Annotated in this window: 15 protein-coding genes and 3 pseudogenes; 10 read left to right on the forward strand and 8 right to left on the reverse strand. The window is 60.8% G+C overall.

Annotated elements, in window-relative coordinates; translation table 11 throughout:
• Positions 1-295 precede the first annotated feature (295 nt).
• The 7 genes from CO676_RS28220 to CO676_RS28250 all read right to left on the reverse strand — a co-directional run bounded on the left by CO676_RS28220 (position 296) and on the right by CO676_RS28250 (position 7,934).
• Positions 296-1,216, reverse strand: coding sequence for a formylglycine-generating enzyme family protein (locus tag CO676_RS28220; protein WP_245424520.1), 921 nt, complete (start codon positions 1,214-1,216; stop codon positions 296-298).
• 113 nt (positions 1,217-1,329) lie between these two features.
• Entirely contained in the window at positions 1,330-2,331 is a 1,002-nt protein-coding gene (locus tag CO676_RS28225; RefSeq protein ID WP_097523528.1) for an HAD family hydrolase, read from the reverse strand.
• Between the two features lie 67 nt (positions 2,332-2,398).
• Positions 2,399-2,974 (reverse strand): hypothetical protein, encoded by a 576-nt coding sequence (locus CO676_RS28230; RefSeq protein ID WP_097523529.1) that lies wholly within the window; start codon positions 2,972-2,974, stop codon positions 2,399-2,401.
• Between the two features lie 77 nt (positions 2,975-3,051).
• Entirely contained in the window at positions 3,052-4,689 is a 1,638-nt protein-coding gene (locus tag CO676_RS28235; protein ID WP_097523530.1) for an arylsulfatase, read from the reverse strand.
• Positions 4,690-4,903: 214 nt separating this feature from the next.
• Positions 4,904-5,287, reverse strand: a complete 384-nt coding sequence (locus CO676_RS28240) for a response regulator (protein ID WP_097523531.1) — start codon at positions 5,285-5,287, stop codon at positions 4,904-4,906.
• A 125-nt stretch (positions 5,288-5,412) separates the two neighbouring features.
• Positions 5,413-6,036: a response regulator transcription factor gene (locus CO676_RS28245; RefSeq protein ID WP_179875682.1), complete on the reverse strand. Its 624-nt coding sequence runs from the start codon at positions 6,034-6,036 to the stop codon at positions 5,413-5,415.
• Positions 6,033-7,934: a HAMP domain-containing sensor histidine kinase gene (locus CO676_RS28250; RefSeq protein ID WP_097523532.1), complete on the reverse strand. Its 1,902-nt coding sequence runs from the start codon at positions 7,932-7,934 to the stop codon at positions 6,033-6,035. The genes CO676_RS28245 and CO676_RS28250 overlap by 4 nt, the downstream gene beginning before the upstream one ends.
• A gap of 256 nt (positions 7,935-8,190) precedes the next feature.
• Between CO676_RS28250 and CO676_RS28255 the strand changes: the two genes are divergently transcribed.
• The 9 genes and pseudogenes from CO676_RS28255 to CO676_RS28295 all read left to right on the forward strand — a co-directional run bounded on the left by CO676_RS28255 (position 8,191) and on the right by CO676_RS28295 (position 17,601).
• On the forward strand, positions 8,191-9,513 hold the full coding sequence (locus CO676_RS28255; protein ID WP_097523533.1) for an alpha/beta hydrolase: 1,323 nt from the start codon (positions 8,191-8,193) through the stop codon (positions 9,511-9,513).
• Between the two features lie 93 nt (positions 9,514-9,606).
• Positions 9,607-10,353: a hypothetical protein gene (locus CO676_RS28260; RefSeq protein WP_097523541.1), complete on the forward strand. Its 747-nt coding sequence runs from the start codon at positions 9,607-9,609 to the stop codon at positions 10,351-10,353.
• Between the two features lie 59 nt (positions 10,354-10,412).
• Positions 10,413-11,744 carry a DUF3300 domain-containing protein gene (locus CO676_RS28265; RefSeq protein ID WP_097523534.1) on the forward strand — a complete coding sequence of 444 codons (1,332 nt, stop codon included), beginning with the start codon at positions 10,413-10,415 and terminating at the stop codon, positions 11,742-11,744.
• 19 nt (positions 11,745-11,763) lie between these two features.
• Positions 11,764-12,714 (forward strand): DUF2950 domain-containing protein, encoded by a 951-nt coding sequence (locus tag CO676_RS28270; RefSeq protein WP_097523535.1) that lies wholly within the window; start codon positions 11,764-11,766, stop codon positions 12,712-12,714.
• 170 nt (positions 12,715-12,884) lie between these two features.
• Positions 12,885-14,344 (forward strand): annotated as a pseudogene (locus tag CO676_RS28275) (mechanosensitive ion channel family protein); the annotation flags it as partial.
• Between the two features lie 229 nt (positions 14,345-14,573).
• Positions 14,574-15,466, forward strand: a pseudogene (locus CO676_RS28280) (IS1595 family transposase); the annotation flags it as partial.
• Positions 15,467-15,533: 67 nt separating this feature from the next.
• A complete protein-coding gene (locus CO676_RS28285; RefSeq protein ID WP_097523542.1) occupies positions 15,534-15,809 on the forward strand; it encodes a type II toxin-antitoxin system ParD family antitoxin in 276 nt (91 codons plus the stop codon).
• Complete coding sequence (locus CO676_RS28290; RefSeq protein WP_097523536.1) at positions 15,806-16,135, forward strand: type II toxin-antitoxin system RelE/ParE family toxin; 330 nt, start codon at positions 15,806-15,808, stop codon at positions 16,133-16,135. Before CO676_RS28285 ends, CO676_RS28290 begins: the two co-directional genes overlap by 4 nt.
• Positions 16,136-16,401: 266 nt before the next feature.
• Positions 16,402-17,601, forward strand: coding sequence for an IS256 family transposase (locus tag CO676_RS28295; protein WP_097523537.1), 1,200 nt, complete (start codon positions 16,402-16,404; stop codon positions 17,599-17,601).
• 256 nt (positions 17,602-17,857) lie between these two features.
• On the opposite strand, the gene CO676_RS28300 is transcribed toward CO676_RS28295, so the two are convergent.
• A complete protein-coding gene (locus CO676_RS28300; protein ID WP_097523538.1) occupies positions 17,858-18,538 on the reverse strand; it encodes a redoxin family protein in 681 nt (226 codons plus the stop codon).
• Positions 18,539-19,032: 494 nt separating this feature from the next.
• Between CO676_RS28300 and CO676_RS28310 the strand changes: the two are divergent.
• A pseudogene (locus CO676_RS28310) lies at positions 19,033-19,869 on the forward strand (IS110 family transposase); the annotation flags it as partial.

Here is a 19,869-nt window from a genome sequence, read left to right on the forward strand (position 1 = left end):
CACCCAATCATCCAACTGTTCGGGAAGCAGTGTACCCTGGCTCCTGTCGACACCCTCGATATACCGCTTCATGAAGCCCCCTCGACTCATGGGCAAAGGGTATCATGTTCGGCGTTTTCACACAGCCTGGACCCACAGCAGTCGTCCAAGCTTGTTCGCCCAACGGCGCAAGTTGGTCGAAACCGGCACTTTGTCCTATTCACAAACTGCCGCAAGGGGGTAAGCAAGCGGACACAGCAGTCGGCTCGAGTCAGGCTCACGTGCTGCAAAAGCGGCCACTTGTGCTGAATGTCGCTTAGCCCTCAACTGCCGCAGCGCGCGTGATGCAGCGGAATCCCACATGACATGTCGAGGTGTCGACAGGCTGTGCCATTCGTGCCGCCGGGCGGTAGCGTCGGCAATAGTTGGGGGCGCAAAGATGCGAGCCGCCTTTCATGACCTTGCGCGGGATCTTAATGTGTGGCTGAGACGGGTCGAGGCTATCCGCTTGATTGGCACCCCTCGGATTGGAGATCGTGCAGCACGGGCTGTCGATCCTGCCGTGTTCCTGATACCAATCCGAGGTCCACTCCCAGACATTGCCAGCCATGTCGTAAAGGCCGTAGCCATTTGGCGGAAAGGCGGCGACAGGCGAGGTTCTCTCATAGCCGTCGTTGCGGAGGTTCTGCCAAGGGAATTCGCCCTGCCAGGTGTTGGCCATCTGCCTGCCACCGGGCGTCAGTTCATCACCCCAGACATAGTCCGCCGCTTCGAGCCCGCCGCGCGCCGCGAATTCCCATTCGGCCTCGGTGGGCAGTTCCTTTTTTGCCCAGGCGGCATACGCTTCCGCGTCCTCGTAGGCCACATGAACGACGGGATGATCCTGTAGGCGCTTGATCGAGCTCGCAGGACCATAAGGATGCCGCCAGTTCGCGCCACGGACGTAGACCCACCAGTTGTAGTGACTGCGAAGATCGACACGCGTCTTGGGCTTGCTGAACACCACCGAGGACGGCGCCAGCATATCCGGTTTCGCACCCGGATAATCTGCGGGATCGACGGGGCGCTCAGCCACCGTGACATAGCCGGTCGCCTCGACGAATGCCGCAAAGTCGCGATTGGTGACTGGGCAGATGTCCATCCAGAAGGCCGTCACCGCCACCCTGTGCGCCGGCGCCTCCTCAGGGTAGTGCCTGTCCGATCCCATGAGAAAGGTGCCGCCAGGTATCCACGCCATCCCTCGGTCGAGCGAGGGTGTCGAGGAAGAACCTACGGACGTTCGTCCGCTATCGGCAAGCTTTGTCATGACCTCTCATTTCCTCGCTCCTGCAGGCTTCGGGTGCCTGGAGATCACGGTTCGAAGGCGAACACCTTGGTCCAGTCTTTCTTCATATCGACAACCGTCCAGTTCATGATCCCGGCTTCGTCGAGGCCCTTGTCCAGCCGGCCGATCGACGAGGCCCTGTCGTAAGACCATTCCCGGTCCGCGTCGGTGTGACGAACGAAAAGGCAAAATCGCGGGCCAGGAGGCCTGCACGTCCATTGCAGCATCTGAAGGTCGCCGTCGGAGTTTCCGAACGCCGCTATCGGTCTGCGGCCGATGTGCTGGTGGATGCCCACGGGCTTGCCAGCCTTGTCGTCGATGAAGTTGACTTCGGCCAATCGCATCAGCAGCGGCGTTCCGTCGCGCATTTCGAACTTGGTCTTGCCGCTGCTGCCGATCACCTGCTCGGGTGGGATTCCATAAACTTCTTCGCTGAAGACGCGCATGAAGTCGGCGCCGCCACCCGAAGCAATGAACGTCTTGAAACCGTTGGCTCTGAGATAGGCCAGCAGCTCCAACATCGGCTGGTAGACCATCTTCGTGTAGAGCTGCCCGGTTTTCGGATGCTTGGCGCTGGAGGTCCAGTCGCGGACGATCTGGTCAAACTCGTCTGTGGTCATGCCCGAATGCGTGGTCATGACGATCTGCATGATCGCCGGTTCGCCGCCCGCGAGAGCTCCCTTCAGATCGCCCTTCAGCAGTGAGGCAAACGGCTCCTGTGAGGCCCATTCCGGATGTTGAGGGGCAAGCGCCTTCACTCGATCGACCGCGAACAGAAGCTGAAAGTACATTGGCTGTTCGGCCCAGAGCGTGCCGTCGTTGTCGAAGACGGCAATACGCTCCGGCGCGGGTACGAAATCGGCCGAGCCTTGGGCGGTCACCCGCTCGACGAACGAGATTATTGATTGCTTGGCCTTGCCTTCACTCCAGGAGGGGAGCGCATCTGCACCCTGCGCAGTACAGGCGGCCACCAACAGAATGAAAGCAGACAACAGATAGTGCTTTGCGATGCATACGGAATAGGTCATGGCCTGATCCTCCTATCAATCGACATCCGCCAGGCACGTATCGTCAAACCAGTCTCCGTACGGATGATCATTTGGGTGTGCTTGGCCGCTCTGTGACATTCGCCGATCGGTCGTGATGAAGACCGTCGCGATAGTCAAACAGCAGGTCCCAGAGCCGGCCCTCGCCGAGTGCAACGGCAAATTCCCTCGAAGCCAGATAGGGGATGAGTATCAGCAGCATGACCACGCTCGTGGCGAGCAGCTCTGGCAGCTTGCCGCCTCCGATGTCCGCGAGTGTGACGGCGATCGTTCTGCCGTTGCTGAGCCCGACGATCGCTTCCTCGACGATGGAAAGGACGACGAGCAAAAGAAGGTAGAGCACGGACTTGTAGGCGATGACGGAAACGAGCCGCAGCCGTCCATATCGTTCACCCAATTTGACGGCATGCCCGAGAAGGATGAACTTCCCCAGGATCAGCGCCTTGATAGCCGAGACGCCGAATGCAGAGAAATGCACCCCGTGGCTGCCAAGTATCGCCATCTTGTAAAGGACGAGCGCGCCGAAGCAGACGTACAGATACGCGGACAGAAGGGCATATTCCTTCAGCTCGCGTTTTGCCCGCTGGGCTATCGTCGCAGTCGGGCGGATTTTCTCCAGCGTCATTGAGCCTGCCTCTTTTCGCCCTGAAGGTCGCGCCCGCTATTTGCCTGACGCGACCCTGGATACAGTTTAGAAACCGGTCAGTGTTTCCCGCCCTCCTGCAGCTTGGCCAACACCTCGTTCAGCGCGAAGCTGCCAGGCTTTTGCCGCGGCGGGTAATCGACGTAGGTCTGCAGGTGCCGGGCCACGAAAGCCTGCGCAGGCACGAGCGCGAAGGCATGCTCCACGCGCCATCTGGCGTAGTCGCCGGCGACATGCTGGGCCGTCTCGAAAGGATCAGCGCGCAAGTCTATCAGCTTGGGGAAGCGCAGCGTTATCAACGGGTCCTGCCACACATCGAGACCTTCGGCCCGCTGCTCCATAAACACGATCTTCCAGCGGTCATAGCGCAGCCCGGCGAGATTGCCGTCGTCCGTCCAATAGAAGTATTCCTTACGCGAACTTGGCCCGGTGCCGGCGAGGAGCTCCCGCTGATTGTACCCGTCGAGATGGACCTTGAACGTTTTCCCTGCCGCCTCATAGCCAGCCAGAAGCTTCTCCTTGACATCCGGCTCACCTGCGGCCGCCACCAAAGTCGGTACCCAGTCCTCATGAGAGACGATGTCGTTGATTTCCGTACCGGGCTTGATGACCCCCGGCCAGCGCATGACCCCAGGAACTCGGTAGCCGCCTTCCCAGTTGGTGTTCTTCTCGCCATGAAACGGCGTGGAGCCACCGTCCGGCCACGAAAAGAGCTCCGCGCCGTTGTCGGTCGTCCACAGTACGATGGTGTTGTCGGCGATGCCTAAGTCGTCCAGTTGCTTCAGAAGCTGACCGACCATGCCGTCGAACTCCGTCATGCCGTCGGCCACCAGGCCGAGCCCGGTCTTGCCTTGCGACTCCGGCTTCAAATGCGTGTAGATATGCATGCGGGTCGCGTTGAACCAGCAGAAGAAGGGCTTTCCGGCCTTGTGGTTCTTATCGATGAAATTCATCGCGGCGCCCAGGAATTCCGCATCCACGGTCTCCATGCGCCTTTTGTCGAGAGGTCCGGTGTCCTCTATTTTCTGTTTGCCTACCCTGCCGAAGCGCGGGTCCTCAGTCGGGTCATCCGTTTCGGTTGCAACGCATCTAAGCACGCCACGCGGCCCGAACTTGGCGCGGAATTGCGGGTCCTTCGGGTAATCGGGGTTTTCCGGCTCTTCCTCCGCATTGAGGTGATAGAGATTGCCGAAGAACTCATCGAATCCATGAACCGTCGGCAGGAACTCATTGCGATCGCCCAGATGGTTCTTGCCAAACTGGCCAGTCGCGTAGCCTTGCGGCTTGAGCAGTTCGGCGAGCGTCGGATCCTTGTCCGAGAGGCCTTCCTTGGCGCCCGGGAGGCCGACCTTGAGCAAGCCGGTGCGGAAGCAGCTTTGCCCGGTAATGAACGCGGCGCGTCCCGCGGTGCACGACTGTTGCGCATACAGATCGGTGAAGATCGCGCCTTCGTCGGCAATGCGGTCGATGTTAGGCGTTTGGTATCCCATCTGGCCGCGGTTGTAGGCGCTGGTATTCCACCAGCCGATGTCGTCGCCGAAGATGACCAGGATATTCGGCTTCGGGCCTGGTGCTTGCGCTTTCGCACCCCCGCTGGTTATCGGTCCCAGCGCCGTTAAGGCAAGCAGGGATCCGCCCGCCAGAAGAACGTCACGCCGGTTTGGATGGCGGCGCGGATTTGCTTGCTTGTCGCTCATCTTTCTTCTCCCTGACTGGTTTGAACGAATGCGCGGACATGCCGAGGGCCCTCCGGCGTCCCTGGCCGCTTCGGCCGGAACGCACCGTCCGTCATTTAATGCGGATTTGCCGGCACTCTCCTTTGGGTGGCGCGCCGGCCTTTTTTCCACTGGCAATTTTATGGAGTATCGCTCGCGGCGCTATTGTACTTTGGGGAAGACTGCGATCCGACCTTCAATCGGTTGCATTTCCCGCGAGTGCTTCTTTGACTGCACCAACCAACGAGGCGGCGGGAAACGGCTTGTGCAGATAGGCGACGCAACCGACCTTACGCGCCTCCAGTTCGAGCCCGTCATCATCGATTGCCGTGATGAAAATGACCGCGAGCCTAGGATGAGCGGTTTTCAGCCGGTATCGCAACTCGATGCCCGACATGCCGGCAAGATGGATGTCGAGCACGATGCAGCCGAGCTCCGCCGGCGTAGCGTGGCTGAGAAAGGCTTCGGCCGACGAGTATCCCTCGGTCGTCAAGCCACAGGTGTTCAGCAACCGCTCGACACTTGTTCGCATGCTCGGATTGTCTTCCACGACAGCAACCGTGCGTGGTCGGGTTTCCAACGTGATGCCTTTCCAGAGCCGGTTGGCCGCGGAATACGGCCACGAAATCCATTAGGAGGCAAAATCGCGGTGTCGCCTATTGTCCTTAGGGGAAGAGGAAAGTGGCTGGATGAGCGGCACGTCAGTCATGCGGTTTTTTCAAGCAAGCCCAGTCGTTCCGCCATCGAAACGGCCTCCGCCAGAGAGCGCGCCCCGAGCTTTTCCATGACGTTGTGACGATGTGCCTTGACGGTCCGCTCGGATGTGCTGAGCTCATAGGCGATCTGCTTGTTGCGCTTGCCACGAACGATCAGGCCGAAGACCTGTGATTCCCGTGGTGTGAGCCTAGCAACAAGAGTATGGAGCGCTTGGACGCGATCTTGCTCCAGCCGTCTCGTCTCACAAAGCTGTAGCGCCCGCCTAACGGCTTCAAGCACCGCCGTGCTCGAGGCCGGCTTTTCAAGAAAGTCATAGGCGCCGGCCTTCATCGCCTGCACGGTGGTCGATATATTGCCACGGCCGGTCAGGAACACGATCGGCAGGAAAGGCGCCATGTCGGCAAGACGAGCCTGCAGTTCCAAGCCGGACAGGCCGGGCATCTGCAAGTCGAGCAGAATGCAGCCATGCCCACTCGGGAGGCGTGCCAATAACTCTTCACCTGATTCGTAGGCCGCGACCCGATAACCTGAGGCCTCAAGCAACCGCCCCACGGCTGTCCGGAACGACTGGTCGTCATCGACGATGTGAACGGTCGGGCCCACCAGGTTCATCCACGTTGCGCGAGCGGCAGGACGAAACGAAACACGGCACCCCCCTCCGGGCGATTGTCGGCCCAGATCTTGCCGCCATAGATTTCTATTATCACACGGGCAATCGAAAGACCAAGCCCGGTGCCAGCAGGCTTGGTCGTATAGAAAGCATCGAAAATGCTGCCGAGCTTGTCGCTCGGGATTCCGCAGCCGGAGTCGGAAATCGACACTTCGACCTTTTCATTTGTTCCGGTCAGCATCGATTGAAACACCAAATTCCGCTCCGTGGCCGACGCGTGGAGCATGGCGTCCATGGCGTTCGTCGCAAGGTTGAGGATGACTTGCTGGACGTGCACCCGATCGGCGCGAACCGGCAACCCCTGTGATGACGCAATCGAGCTCACGACGATGTTTCGGCGCTCAGCCTCCGGTTTGAGTATGTGGATGGCGCTCTGGATCACATCGTTCAGATCGAATTCCTGCCAGTCGATCTCGCTTCGCTTCTTCAGCAATCCTCTCATTTGGGCAATGATGTCGCCGGCGCGCTGATCGTCGTCGCGGATGTCGGCCAGAATCTGGCTGATCAGCTTCAAGTCGGGTTCTTTGCTCTCAAGCATCACGGCCGCGGTTTCGGCGTTGATGCGGATGGCACCGAGCGGCTGATTGAGTTCATGGGCAATCGAGGCCGACAGTGCGCCGGCAGTGGCCGATTGGTTCAGATGGATAACCTCGAGCAGACGGCGCCGCGCCTGAACCTCCGCGGCGGTCCGCCGACGACGCTCGAAGATCAACGAAACGATGACCAGGCTTTGTGCTGCGACAAAGACGGAAATCGCAATGATCTCCTTCCAATATTCCTGCCACAGCGATCTTTCGTTGAAGGACACGACAGTGCCCGGAGGAAGATCGGCTTCCGAAAGCCCCCAACGCCGCAACTGCCGTGCATCGGCCATATAGCGTTGCGGCACGGTCACATCGGTGATCGCCTTGCCGGCAAGGGCATCGATGGCCAAACCGGCGACGGCGGCCCCGGTCGATTCGAAGGTCGCCGCGTTGCCGCCGACGACCCCATGGCCGAGATACGTGGAGTATGGTCCGTAGACCGGGGCGCTCGCCGCTTTTGCGATCTTCTCCAGCGAATTGCGCGGGACGAAGTTCCGACCGGTGCGATCACTTAGTACGGTCAAGACGGTGACGATTGTGTCTGGCGGAAGATCTGCCACGCGTTCGACAAACTCATCGATCGACAATCCCGTGAGATAGGTCGGCTGGATATTCCTCGGCAGACCGATCAGGTCCTCCTGCGCCGAGTCGATCCATGCCTTGTCGAATTCGGCAGATCCGGCAATCACCACAAGTTGCCGGGCGTTCGGCTGGAGACCGATCGCCATCTCGACGGTTTTCCTTACCTCGAATTCCGTCAAGGCGCCGACGACGTCGTCGGGCAAGCGCAGTTCCTCGGCTGTCGCACCGCCGAAACCGCCAAAGACGATCTTCGCATCCGGCGCGATCGCAATCCGGTTCCTCACAATGAAGCGGGTCGATTCCTCACCGAGTGCGATGACCAGATCCGGACGGCGATCACTGTACTTCTCGGCGAGATAGCGCGCCATCCGCTCGACATGGCGCGCCTCGGGGAATCGGGAAAGGTCGAGGAATTCCGAGAAGAGTTCGATCTTGCCGGAGGTCGCCTCCAGCAGCCGTGTTCTTGTTGCCTCGCCGACGATATTGGTAGCGGGAATTCGCTCGTCGTACGGATAGAGGATCAGGACGCGCGGAACCGGGCCTGCGACCTGTGCGGCACAGATGCCGGTCACCGCGAAAATCGCGACGAGCAGAAGACAAATGAGGGCGGACCCGTTCTGGCATGATGGAGTCGAGCGAGTTCTGCCGGGACGTGCCTGGAACAAAGCAATCATGCGACACCAGGAGGCTGAAAAGTATCATTGGGGAACGCCTCTGAAATGGCTTCAGTCAAATATTACGACGTCGCGTTGCCCCAAAGGACAATACTACGGACGCGAGCCTATCACTAAACTTCGCGTGTGGTGAGCGTGGCAAGGCATTGTAAAAATCAAGTGATCGATTGCTCTCTGCGTCGACGACCTTGAGCAAGCAATGCATGGCGAGCACACGCCCGGCACCTGAAACACAGGGACGGCGAAAGGACGTGCAGTGAGCATTAGCGTCAACAGGTATCGTCTGATTTCGCTGTTCCTGCGTTGTCGCTGCCTCCTTGTTTGTGCTGCGCTCGTGCTGCCTTCCGGATGCGGCGGGCATCCAAACGGCGTGCTGACGCCAGTGGCCGATACGTCGCCCGACGCGAGCCGGGTGAGTATGCTGATCGGGACGACCCGCGGCCGCTCCGAGCATGCCGGAGAGATGTTCACGGGCGATCGGGCACGCGCGCCTGCCTTCGCGGACATCACGGTATCGATCCCGCCTGTTCGCAAGGCCGGTGAGGTCGCCTGGCCGAAGCGGCTACCGCCCGATCCGGCGACCGACTTCGCGACCCTGAAGGCGGACGACCTGACCACCAACGCGGCCAAAACCTGGCTCAACGCCACGGTCAAGAAGAGTCCGGATCGCAGCGTCCTCGTGTTCATCCATGGGTTCAACAACCGGTTCGAGGATGCTGTCTATCGCTTCGCCCAGATCGTCCACGATTCGGGCGTGCAGAGCGCGCCCGTTCTGGTGACCTGGCCGTCGCGCGGCAGCCTGCTCGCCTACGGCTACGACCGCGAAAGCACCAACTACACGCGCAATGCCCTTGAGGCGCTGTTTCAATACCTGGCCGCTGACAAAGAGGTGAAGGAAGTATCGATCCTTGCGCATTCGATGGGTAACTGGCTGGCGCTTGAAGGCTTGCGCCAGATGGCGATACGGAACGGTGAGCTACCGGCGAAGTTCAAGAACGTGATCCTTGCGGCTCCCGATGTCGATGTCGACGTGTTCCGTTCGCAGATCGAAGACATGGGCAAGCGGCAGGCTCGCTTCACCTTGTTCGTGTCGCGCGACGACCGTGCGCTCGCCTTCTCGCGCCGGGTCTGGGGCGACATTCCCCGGCTCGGATCGATCGATCCGGAGGGCCATCCTTACAAGCAGGAGCTCGAAGCGAACCGGATCACCGTTATCGACCTTACGAAGGTGAAGGCCGGTGACGGTCTTCACCATAGCAAGTTCGCAGAATCTCCGCAGGTCGTGCAGCTCATCGGCGCTCGCATCTCGGAAGGGCAGACGCTGACGGACAGCCGGATGGGTCTCGGTGACCACCTCATTGCCGGGACGACGGGCGCAGCCGCTGCGGCTGGCAGCGCGGCAGGTCTGATCCTCGCAGCTCCGGTCGCCGTGGTGGATCAGCATACCCGAGACAACTATCCCCATCACCTCAGTCACATGGCCGGGCGAACCGGCGGAACGAAGAAGGCAGCAGCGGGGGCGTGCATTGCGAATGGACCAGCAATGCGGGAAGCTCCATGTGATTCCGCGCGGCAATGACCGCACAGGCCGACCTTTTTGATCCCGCCAAATGACAAGGAACAGGCAATGACGAATTCCATCAGACTTGGGCTTTCCGTCGCTGTCGCGGCGATGATTTGCACCGGTGTTCAGGCGGCCGACGTATCGCCGCTCATGGCGCCGCCCCCTCAGCCGGCCGAATCCCAGCCTGGCTGGACGTTCTCGGTGGCTCCGTATTTCTGGATGGCCGGGCTGTCCGGCGATACGTCGCAGTTCGGGTTGCCGACGGTGCATATGGATGCTGACTTCGGCAATATCCTCGACCATCTCGATTTCGCATTCATGGCGGCGGGCGAGGCTCGCTATGACCGGTTCAGCGTCATCGGTGACGTCATCTACACCAAGCTCTCCGCCGACGCCAAAACCCCGCTTGGCATCCTGGCGAATGACGTCGACGTGACGTCGGAGAGCTTTTCAGGGCTGCTGGGCGTGGGATATGCGGTTCTGGATGGTCCGGAAGGTCACCTGGACGTCGTGGGCGGTGTCAAGGTGTGGTCGGTCGAAACCACCATCTCGTTCAACGGCGGCCTTCTTGGAGGCGTCGAGAGAGAAGACAGTGCCGCTTGGGTGGACGGCATGGTCGGCTTGCGCGGGAAATATTCCTTCACGCCGGAGATCTACCTGACGGGCTGGGGATTGGTCGGGGGCGGTGGTGCCGACATCGACTGGGATGTCGCCCTGGGGCTCGGCTACGATTTCAACGACCGGATTTCGGCCATTGCCGGATATCGAGCACTCGGAGTGGACTATAGCAACGGCGGCTTCGTGTTCGACGCCGTCCAGCAAGGACCCATTCTGGGGCTCGCGATAAAGTTCTAGTCTGGGCGATCGACAACACCGAGAAAACGCTCCGAAGTAAGGCGGGAAGGAGTGAAACGATGATAGCGACAAGGATCATTGCACTGAGCAGCGCGATGACTATTATGCTGTCATTGCAGGCGACCGAAGCCCCCGCCCAGGAAGCGCCTGCTTCGTCCGGGGAGGAGCAAGCCGCACCTGAAGCGCTCACCGAGGAAGAGCTAGAGATACTCGTCGCCCGGATCGCGCTTTATCCGGACGAACTGGTGGCGCTGGTTTCCGCCGCCTCGCTTTTCCCGCTACAGATCATCGAGGCGGAGCGGTTTCTCGAGGCGCGTGCGAAGAATCCCGACCTTCAGCCGAAGGAGGGCTGGGACGGCAGCGTGATCTCGCTGCTCAACTATCCCGAGATCGTCGAGATGATGAGCGAGGATCTCGAATGGACGCAGAGCTTCGGCCAGGCGATCGCCTATCAGCAGAAGGACGTGCTGATCGCCATTCAGCAATTGCGCGACGAGGCAGTCGCCAAGGATATCATCAAGTCCAACGCCAAAGTGAAGGTGGTCGAGGAGGGTGACAACATCATCATCCAGTCGGCGAGTCCTGAAACGATCTACGTGCCGCAGTATCCGCCGGAGATGCTCTACGAGCCGGACTACGCACCGGTTCCGGTGGCCTACTATCCGGATCCTTATCCGGCCTACTACTATCCGGCCGCGACGTTCTTCGCCGGAGCGGTGACCGGCGCGGCATTCGCCGCCGTCATCGACTGGGACGATTGGGGTATCTGGGGCGGTCGTTGGGACGGCGACATCGATGTCGATTGCAACAAGTGCTTCAACAACATCGATATCGACGGCAAGATCAACTGGAACGACATCGACTGGAAGAATGTCGACCGCAGCAAGCTGAACATCGATCGCGACCAGTTCCAGAAGTTCGACCGCACGAACATCAGGAACACCATCAAGGCGGACGGCGACAACAACATCCGCAACCGTGCCGCCGAAATCAATCGCGACCGGGCGGCCGCACGTCCGGGCGCTGGCGCCGGCCAGATCAAGGATGTGCGCAAGAGCACGATGGAGGGCCTGAAGGCTCAACCGCGACCAGAGGCACGGCCTGCCGCACGTCCCGGCGGCGGACAGGCGGTCGCGAAGGCGAAAGCCGGTGGCGCGAAGCCCAGCGTCAACCGCACCAAGGGCAACAAGCCCTCCGCCAACCGGCCTGCCGGCAAGCCGAAGATGGCCGCGAAAGCCCAGAACCGGCCGAAGAAACCGTCGGGCCTCGGCAGCGTCAACTCCGGTATGCGAGAGGTCGCCTCCTCGCGGCGCGGCGGCCAGAGCATGGGCGGCGGCCACCGCGGCGGCGGATCGCACAAGGTGATCAAGCGTGGCGGTCGCAGACGTTGAGCGAAGGGGGAGCACGACCATGACGCAGCTCTTGCATACACTTCTCCTGGGATCGGCGATTGCGCTTATGCTCGTCAATGCGCCGATCAATATGGCTCTCGCGCAGGCGCAGCCGCCGGCAAGCGTCGATGATTACGCGGCGGAGGAAGACCCGCCTGTGTTCGACGATCCGTCGAAAGCGGTGGACGCCTTCAAGTCGGCGCTGACCACCAATGACTTCGACGGTCTTGCGAAACTCCTGGGGCTCGACGCGGCAAAGCTGAAGACGGGCGAAGGGGCGATGGAGACCTTCACCCTCATCCGCGAGGGCGCTGCCCGTAAGGTCGTCGTACGCGATCTCGACAATCGCAAGATCATCGAGATCGGCGACCGGCTATGGCCGATGCCGTTCCCGATCACCGAGCGAGAGGACGGCAAATGGGCCTTCGACACCTATGTCGGGCTGGGAGAGATCGTCAACCGCCGCATCGGCGAGAACGAGCTCGAGGCGATAGAGACGGTACGCTCCTATGTCGAGGCGCAGAAGGACTATGCGGCACGGGATCGCGATGCTGACGGCGTCTTCGAATATGCCCAGAGACTGATCAGCAAGCCGAGTCAGACCGACGGCCTCTATTGGCCGGCCGACCAGGGCGATGGCGAAAGCCCGGTCGGCGACGCCATCAGCGAAGCCGCATTGGAAAAGGCGAAGGCCGGCGAAGGCTATTTCGGCTACCGCTTCCGTATCCTGACCTCGCAAGGGGAAAATATTGCCGGCGGCCAATACGACTACGTTATCAACGGCAACATGATCGGAGGATTCGGGCTGATCGCCTGGCCGGTCACCTATGCCGAGACCGGCGTCAACACCTTCCTCGTCAACCAGCAGGGCATCGTCTACGAGAGGGATCTTGGGGCCAGCACCGAGGCGATCGTGCCGTTCATCGTTCGCTTCGATCCGGACGACAAATGGAGCGTTGTCAACGACTGAACGGCTTAGACGCCACAATCCTTAGGCTGCAAGCGCTCCTGACCATGCAGGCGCTTCTAATGAAGGCATTGAGCTGGGGGTGCGCCGGTGTCCATGGCTACGCAGCGGGCAAACCCATCGCTCGGCGGCTTTGGTGATCGCGGCGCTGCAAAGGATAGGGGTGCAACCCGATGATCGCAGTCTTCAGGCATCGTTGTAGAGGCCGCCTTCCCGCCTCGATCCTTCTGTTCCTCCTGTTTGTCTTTGAGCTTGCCGCTCCAGTGGCAGCCCAGAGGCCGGCGATCGCCACCGCGCCGCCCGTCAAGGTCCAGCAACTCATCGAACTGCTGGACGACCCGGAAGTGCGGCAATGGCTCACCGCCAGGCAGCTCGCCGCACCGGCAACCGCCACGCCACCGGCGGGCCTTGCATCGCAATGGGTTGCAGAAATCAGGAGACACCTTGGCGGCCTGCGGAGCGCCGTACCGCGGATGGTTCCCGAATGGATGGCGGCGCGAGAGCGCATCGCTTCCGAGATGCACCAAGGAACGATGCCGATCCTGCGGGGTCTCGGCTTTGTGCTCCTTGTCGGCTACGGCGCCGAGTTCCTGCTGCGCTACGTCCTGCGGCGCAGCGCAAGCCGAAGCGCGGCCCAGTTCGGTCCAGGTCTTGCCGCGCTTCTTCGTGTCGCGCCGCTGGTCGTCTTCGCGGTAGCCGCGATCGCAGCCTTCGTGCTAGCCGGCTGGCCACGTCAGTTCGAGGCGGCGGTCGCCCCGCTGCTCCTCGCCTGGATCGCCGCACGCTTGCTTATCGCGATCGCTGCGGCCGTGTTCAAGCCCGCATACGAGGACGGCGGGGTACCGGAGGCGCCGGGGAGTGTATCTCTTGCGCCGGATGCAGCGCGTTTCTGGCACAGACGATTCGTGCTGTTGGCCTGTTCCGCGGCTTTTCTGTGGGCCGCCATCGACATGATGCAGGCACTCGCGATTCCGGCCGACGTCCGTGATCTAACCGCCGCCGTCCTCGGCCTCATCGTACTGGGCCTCGCGATCGATACGCTGTTGCGTCGGCCCGTTTTCGAACTGACAGCCGCACGACGGATGATGCGCAATGCACTCTTCATCGGCTTCCTCGTCCTGCTTTGGCTTGCGTGGGTCGCGGGCATGAAGGTGGTGTTCTGGCTCGGCATCTATGTTCTCTGCCTGCCGCCGCTGTTGCGCTTCATCAGCGCGACGACGCGGACGATGCTGGACACCGAAGCGGCAGACCACGTCCGGGTCGTGCGCAATGTGCTGATCGACCGCGGTGCCCGGTTCACAATCATCGCGCTTGCCGCCGCATGGCTCGCGGTCATTTTTCGTTTGAACGGCAGCGCGATGATGCAGGACGATGTTTTCAATCGGATCTTCCGTGGCAACTGGCGAAGGGATCCATCGATCTCCACCTGAAGCGGGCAAGCGTCGACATCGCCGACTCGGCGCAACTCGCCCGCGGCATGCGGCTGCGCACGCTGCTGCCGATCCTTCGCAACTTCCTTGCCGCCTTCATTGCCTTGGTCGCCGGCATGATGGTGCTCTCCGGCCTTGGCGTCCATGTCGGTCCGCTGATCGCCGGCGCCGGGGTCTTTGGGGTCGCGATCGGCTTCGGCTCGCTCGGCGCTACATCTTCACTGCACCGTGTGCCATTCAGGTTTCTGGTCATTATCAGGTTGATCACAGCTTTCGCCGCCCCTCGGTGAGGCCGGCAGCTCCGCGTGTGTTCCCGTTCTGTGCTCAGAAGATCGCATAATGTATCAAGTATTTATCAACGAAAGACAGCAATCGCGTTGCTACCCAAGGTGTGCCATGCGATTCTCCGGGCATGATCCGAAGGAGATGAGAATGTCCGAAACGATGCTTGCAGCGCTTACCAACATTCGGATCGCGGAAGATATGATCGTGGCCTTTCGCGATGAGGAGCAGTGTCGGAGATTGCTGGAAAGCATGGTGTGGCCGGGTGGGAGAGTTTGCCCTGCCTGTGGTTACACAAACGCTCGATCGCGATCGCCGGGCGCGATGCTGGCAAGCGGCGTGCGCGTCCGGGTCTCTATCAATGCTCCAACGGCGATTGCCGGTTCCAGTTCACGGTGACGACACACACGCCTCTGCATTCCACAAAGCTTCCCTTGAGTGTCTGGCTGAAGGGCATGTGGCTTATGCTGCAGTCGGATAAAGGTTTGTCCTCGGTGCGCCTGGCGGAGGCTCTGGGGGTGAGCCAACCCACGGCCTGGCGGATGGGACACGCGTTGCGTCTCATGGCCGCGCGCGAGCACATGCTCGATCGCACGGTGGAGATCGACCATTTTCATCTCGGTGGGCGGCCGAGAATAAATCTGGACGATCCACCGCCTGGACGAGGCCGAAAAGGTCTGCCGAACACGCAGAAGACACCGGTCATGGTGATGGTGCAGCGACCAGATGACGTCACACCCGGCACTCCGGCCGGTGACGCGCGTGCTGCGGTGGTGACGGGTCTTTCGCTACGTGCAGCGGCGCGCGCCGCTGGAACGCAGATCGAACCCCATGCCGGCTTGATGAGTGATGAGGCGACAGCGTTCATAGCCCTCGGCTAGAACTATGCCAGGCATGACACCGTGAAGCATTCCAGCCGCGAATACGTTCGGGACGCCGTTCATGTCAATTCGGTCGAAGGTTTCAATTCCCGTGTCCGTCGCACAATTGCCGGCGTCTTTCATCCTATCAGCCCGCAGCATGCGGACCTGTATTTCCACGAGTCACTGCCATGCCGCGGATTCGGCATCGCCACGTCGGCCTCGTGGTTGAAGGGAAGGCGAGCGGTTGTTGCCAATTTTTGCCAAAGCCGGTATGGTCACTTGCATGGGCACAATGAACATTTCCCTGCCGGACCATCTTAAGAGCTTCGTCGATGAGCAAGTCGCCGGACGGGGTTATGGGACAAGTAGTGAGTATATTCGTGAGTTGATACGTCGAGATCAGGATCGCCTCGCGTTACGCCGGCTGTTGCTTGACGGGGCCTCGTCCGCACCAACTGAGCCGGTCGACGCGGAGTATTTCACCAGTCTGCGCGATCAAGTTCGTGGTCAGCACAGCAAGTGAATAGTAAGACTATTATCCCGCGGCAGTTGGCGCGCAGCGACGTCGAGGCGGCCATTGATTATTATGCACGCGAAATAGCAACCGAGGTCGCCCTCGGCTTTATCGACGCACTTCAAGCGGCGTACGCTTTGATCGCAAGCCATCCGGAGGCCGGATCGTTGCGATATGCATACGAGTTGGGATTGCCTGACCTACGGAGTGTCTCTCTGAAGCGATATCCCTATCTCATTTTCTATCGCGACCAGCCAGATGATGTCGATGTGTGGCGCGTGCTACATGCCAAGCGAGACATTCCGCAATTGATGCAGGAGCCGAACAATCACTGACCGCTCGGACATTCCCGCCGAAGCTATTAGCGGGCCGGCGGTTCGATACCTTTCAAGGCGAGGGATAGGAGTCGACATCCCGGACTGGGCGGCATGTTGCTGGCTTCCGATCGTCCCAGTCGGGTGGAAAGCAGCCGTTTGACCCGCTGTGATCCCGGGCAAGGATCGTGTCCCATCAGGTGGTGTAGGTCTGAGGTTTAGGCGGCCATCAGTGTTTTCCATTTAGGGTCGGGTTGTTCAAGACCAACCTGATGGAAAGATCACCGATGACCAACGACATGATGAACGTGCGCTCGCTTGTTGAGAAGAGCGCCGACGCGGATTTGTTGCGCGAGATGATTGGCTTTGCGGCCGAACGGTTGATGGAGCTGGAGGTTGGCGGCGCGACCGGTGCTGGTTTCGGTGAGAAGAGCCCGGTGCGGCTCGTCCAGCGCAACGGCTACCGTGACCGCGATTGGGAGACGCGCGCCGGAACCGTCGAACTGCGCATTCCTAAGTTGCGCAAGGGTAGCTATTTCCCAAGCTTTCTGGAGCCGCGTCGAATGGCGGAGAAGGCTCTGACGGCCGTCATTCAGGAAGCCTACATTCAAGGCATCTCGACGCGCTCGGTAGATGATCTGGTCAAGGCCATGGGCATGAGCGGTATCTCCAAGAGCCAGGTGTCGCGGCTATGCGAGGAGATCGACGTCAAGGTGAAGGCGTTCCTCGACAGGCCGATTGAAGGTGACTGGCCATACATCTGGATCGATGCCACCTATCTGAAGGTCCGCCGCGGCGGGCGCATCGTTTCCGTTGCCGTCATCATCGCCGTCGGCGTCAACAGCGACGGCCGGCGTGAGGTACTTGGTATGGAAGTCGGCACGTCCGAAGCCGAGCCGATCTGGACGGAGTTCCTGCGCCGGCTGACCCGCCGAGGATTGCGCGGTGTGAAGCTTGTCGTCTCCGATGCGCATGAAGGCCTCAAGGCGGCTGTCACCAAGGTTCTTAGCGCCACCTGGCAAAGATGCCGGGTCCACTTCATGAGAAACGTTCTGGCGCATGCCGGCAAGAGCGGCCGGCGGGTCGTCTCGGCCTTCATCGCAACGGCCTTTGCCCAGGAGACCTCGGAGGCAGCCAGCGCTCAATGGCGCAGCGTCGCGGATCAGATCAGACCGAAAGTTCCAAAGCTCGCCACCATCATGGACAACGCTGAAGAGGATGTGCTCGCCTTCATGACCTTCCCGAAAGAGCACCGGGCAAAGCTGCACTCGACGAATCCAATCGAGCGTCTCAACGGCGAAATCAAGCGACGCACCGAGGTCGTCGGCATCTTTCCGCACGACGAAGCCATCGTCCGTCTCGTCGGCGCACTGCTGCTTGAACAGAATGACGAATGGGCCGTCCAACGCGCCCGGTACCTGACACTTGAGACCATGGCGCAAATGAGCGATGATCCGCAAATCAGTCTGCCCGCTGTGGCCCGCTGATATCCCTCCGGCTCTATGTCGGAAAGCACGGCCTTCGCCGCGACCTACACCACCTCTCGGGACACGATCCCGGCAAGGAGCGGACGTCGCCCCGCATATGCGCTGAGGCTCGATGCCTCTAACGTTCGATCCTTCCCCGCGCCATTCAATGGGCTTATTACGGAGATGCCTACGGGCAGACCTCAGCCTCCGGCCCGAGCCACCTCGACCATGGTTCAACGCACAGGATCACACGGCAGTGGGTCGTCGAGTGCTGTCAATGTGCGACTTGTGAAGCTGCCGACATCAATTCTTCGGGATCGAGCGCCTGGCACACATTCCAGGCTTCCTCTTCAACTTCTGTGAAGCGCCAGCGCACCACACCCTCTCGATCGAGCAGGAAATGGCCGACAAGCTGCATATGGCCGGGTATCCTCACGTGCTGATCGGCTTCGGTTAATTCGTAGCCATCCTTCTCGTTGAGAAGGTCGGCCGCTGTGGCCGGATCCATCGGTTCAGGCAGCTCCCCCGGCCGGTCGACCCGCATTGTCCTGACAACGTCCATTCCGACCTTGTACGGCCAGTCGGTCTCATTTTCCGTGAACTCGAGGAGGGGTAAGCCGAAGGCGCGATGCGAAGCTCGCCCCGGGTCGGATGCGGCAAGGAGACCGGCTATTGGATGATAACGAAAATAGAGTCGCGCGCGTTCGACCGGGGTGTTTACCACCGCGAGAGATTCGATGCCTTTCTCACGTAGGACCGGGTTGAGCTGTGCCATCGTCGCGACATGGCGTCGGCAGAACGGACACATCAGGCCTCGGAACAGTCCGATCAACAACGGGCTTCGGCCGCGAAAATCATCAAGTGTGATCTTTCCCTCGCTTGAGATCGCATCCAGCACAATGTTCGGGGCCCGCTCGCCCGGTTGTAACGGATGGTCGGCATAACGCGCAGACATGGACAACCTCCTGGCCCCGTGGGATCAGTCGAGAAAAGGGCAGCACGGCAAGTGTGCCAAGATCGCCTCCGTGCTGGGCGAACATGCCCTCAAGGCAAAATAGCGTTCGGCCTCCGCCATGTTGCCGAGGTGGAAAATTGAGCAATACAATTGCCTGACCCTCGTCTTGGCGAACAGCCAGGATCCGCCCTGAGAATGGCCCTACATTGCCTCACGAGCAAGTGTAAACAGCGAAACGTCGGCGCACCGGCGCGGTCGCAGACCGGGGTTATGCGCCGGCGGGGGGCAGTCTGTGTCCGCAAGGGGTCGAAGGGAGCCGTTCTTCACGAGCCCTGTGCCCGGCTCGTTGCGATGATGTTCACGTTCTGGGCTCAAAAGATGGTGTAACGGGCGGGACCCGGCCCGCCAGGTTTGAAGGGCCGGTGGTCGTCCCTCACAATGATGGTGTCGCGGAGTGAGGAGTGGCCTGCTCATAGCAGCACGGAGAGACGACCATGAAGCAGTATGCCGGCATCGACGTATCCCTGGAATACTCAAGTGTGTGCGTGGTGGATGCGGACGGCCGCATTGTGCGCGAAGCAAAGATCCTCAGCGAACCGATGCGCTGATCGCCTGGTTCGGCGCGCACGGCGTGGCGATGGAGCGAATTGGTCTGGAGGCCGGTCCCTTGTCGCAGTGGCTCCATGCCGGGATGGTGAAAGCAGGCCTTTGCGTCGAGCTGATCGAGACGCGCCACGTGCGTGCAGCCTTCAAGACGATGCCGGTAAAGACCGACGAGAAGGACGCACGGGGCATTGCGCAGTTGATGCGGCTTGGCTGGTTCAGGCCGGTCCACTGCAAATCTCTTGCCGCCCAGGAGGTGCGTGCTCTGCTGACCGCCCGCAAGCTCATTCAGGGCAAGCTTCACGACATCGAGATGAGCCTCCGGGGCATCCTGCGCGGCTTCGGCCTCAAGGTCGGGCCGACGACGCGGCGCACTTACGCGGGGCGCATCCGCGAGCTGGTCGCAGGCCATTCGGCCTTGGAAGCGATCCGCGACGGCACTGCTGAAGGTGCGCGACGCGCTTGTGCAGGAATTTGCAGCTTTTGAGCGCAAGCTGCGTGCCATCGCCCGTCAGGACGACAACGCACTTCGGCTGATGACGACGCCAGGCGTTGGCGTCCTGGTGGCGCTGACGTTTGTGGCGGCCGTCGATGCGCCGGAGCGATTCCGCTCATCACGCGCGGTGGGGCCGCACGATTGACGCCGAAGAAATATCAATCGGGCGAGGATCATAGCGGTCGCATCTCGAAGATCGGCGATGGGAGCGTGCGAACCGCGCTCTACGAGG

The sequence above is a fragment of the Sinorhizobium sp. BJ1 genome, assembly GCF_002531555.1.
In the GTDB taxonomy this organism is placed as follows: Bacteria; Pseudomonadota; Alphaproteobacteria; order Rhizobiales; family Rhizobiaceae; genus Sinorhizobium; species Sinorhizobium fredii_B.

What these genes read in the sequence shown, in the direction of transcription:
- CO676_RS28220 (WP_245424520.1), bottom strand. Translation starts at nt 1,216, where the DNA reads ATGGCGTGGATACCTGGCGGCACCTTTCTCATGGGATCGGACAGGCAC.
- CO676_RS28225 (WP_097523528.1), bottom strand. Translation starts at nt 2,331, where the DNA reads ATGACCTATTCCGTATGCATCGCAAAGCACTATCTGTTGTCTGCTTTC.
- CO676_RS28230 (WP_097523529.1), bottom strand. Translation starts at nt 2,974, where the DNA reads ATGACGCTGGAGAAAATCCGCCCGACTGCGACGATAGCCCAGCGGGCA.
- CO676_RS28235 (WP_097523530.1), bottom strand. Translation starts at nt 4,689, where the DNA reads ATGAGCGACAAGCAAGCAAATCCGCGCCGCCATCCAAACCGGCGTGAC.
- CO676_RS28245 (WP_179875682.1), bottom strand. Translation starts at nt 6,036, where the DNA reads ATGAACCTGGTGGGCCCGACCGTTCACATCGTCGATGACGACCAGTCG.
- CO676_RS28250 (WP_097523532.1), bottom strand. Translation starts at nt 7,934, where the DNA reads ATGATTGCTTTGTTCCAGGCACGTCCCGGCAGAACTCGCTCGACTCCA.
- CO676_RS28260 (WP_097523541.1), top strand. Translation starts at nt 9,607, where the DNA reads ATGATTTGCACCGGTGTTCAGGCGGCCGACGTATCGCCGCTCATGGCG.
- CO676_RS28265 (WP_097523534.1), top strand. Translation starts at nt 10,413, where the DNA reads ATGATAGCGACAAGGATCATTGCACTGAGCAGCGCGATGACTATTATG.
- CO676_RS28270 (WP_097523535.1), top strand. Translation starts at nt 11,764, where the DNA reads ATGACGCAGCTCTTGCATACACTTCTCCTGGGATCGGCGATTGCGCTT.
- CO676_RS28295 (WP_097523537.1), top strand. Translation starts at nt 16,402, where the DNA reads ATGACCAACGACATGATGAACGTGCGCTCGCTTGTTGAGAAGAGCGCC.
- CO676_RS28300 (WP_097523538.1), bottom strand. Translation starts at nt 18,538, where the DNA reads ATGTCTGCGCGTTATGCCGACCATCCGTTACAACCGGGCGAGCGGGCC.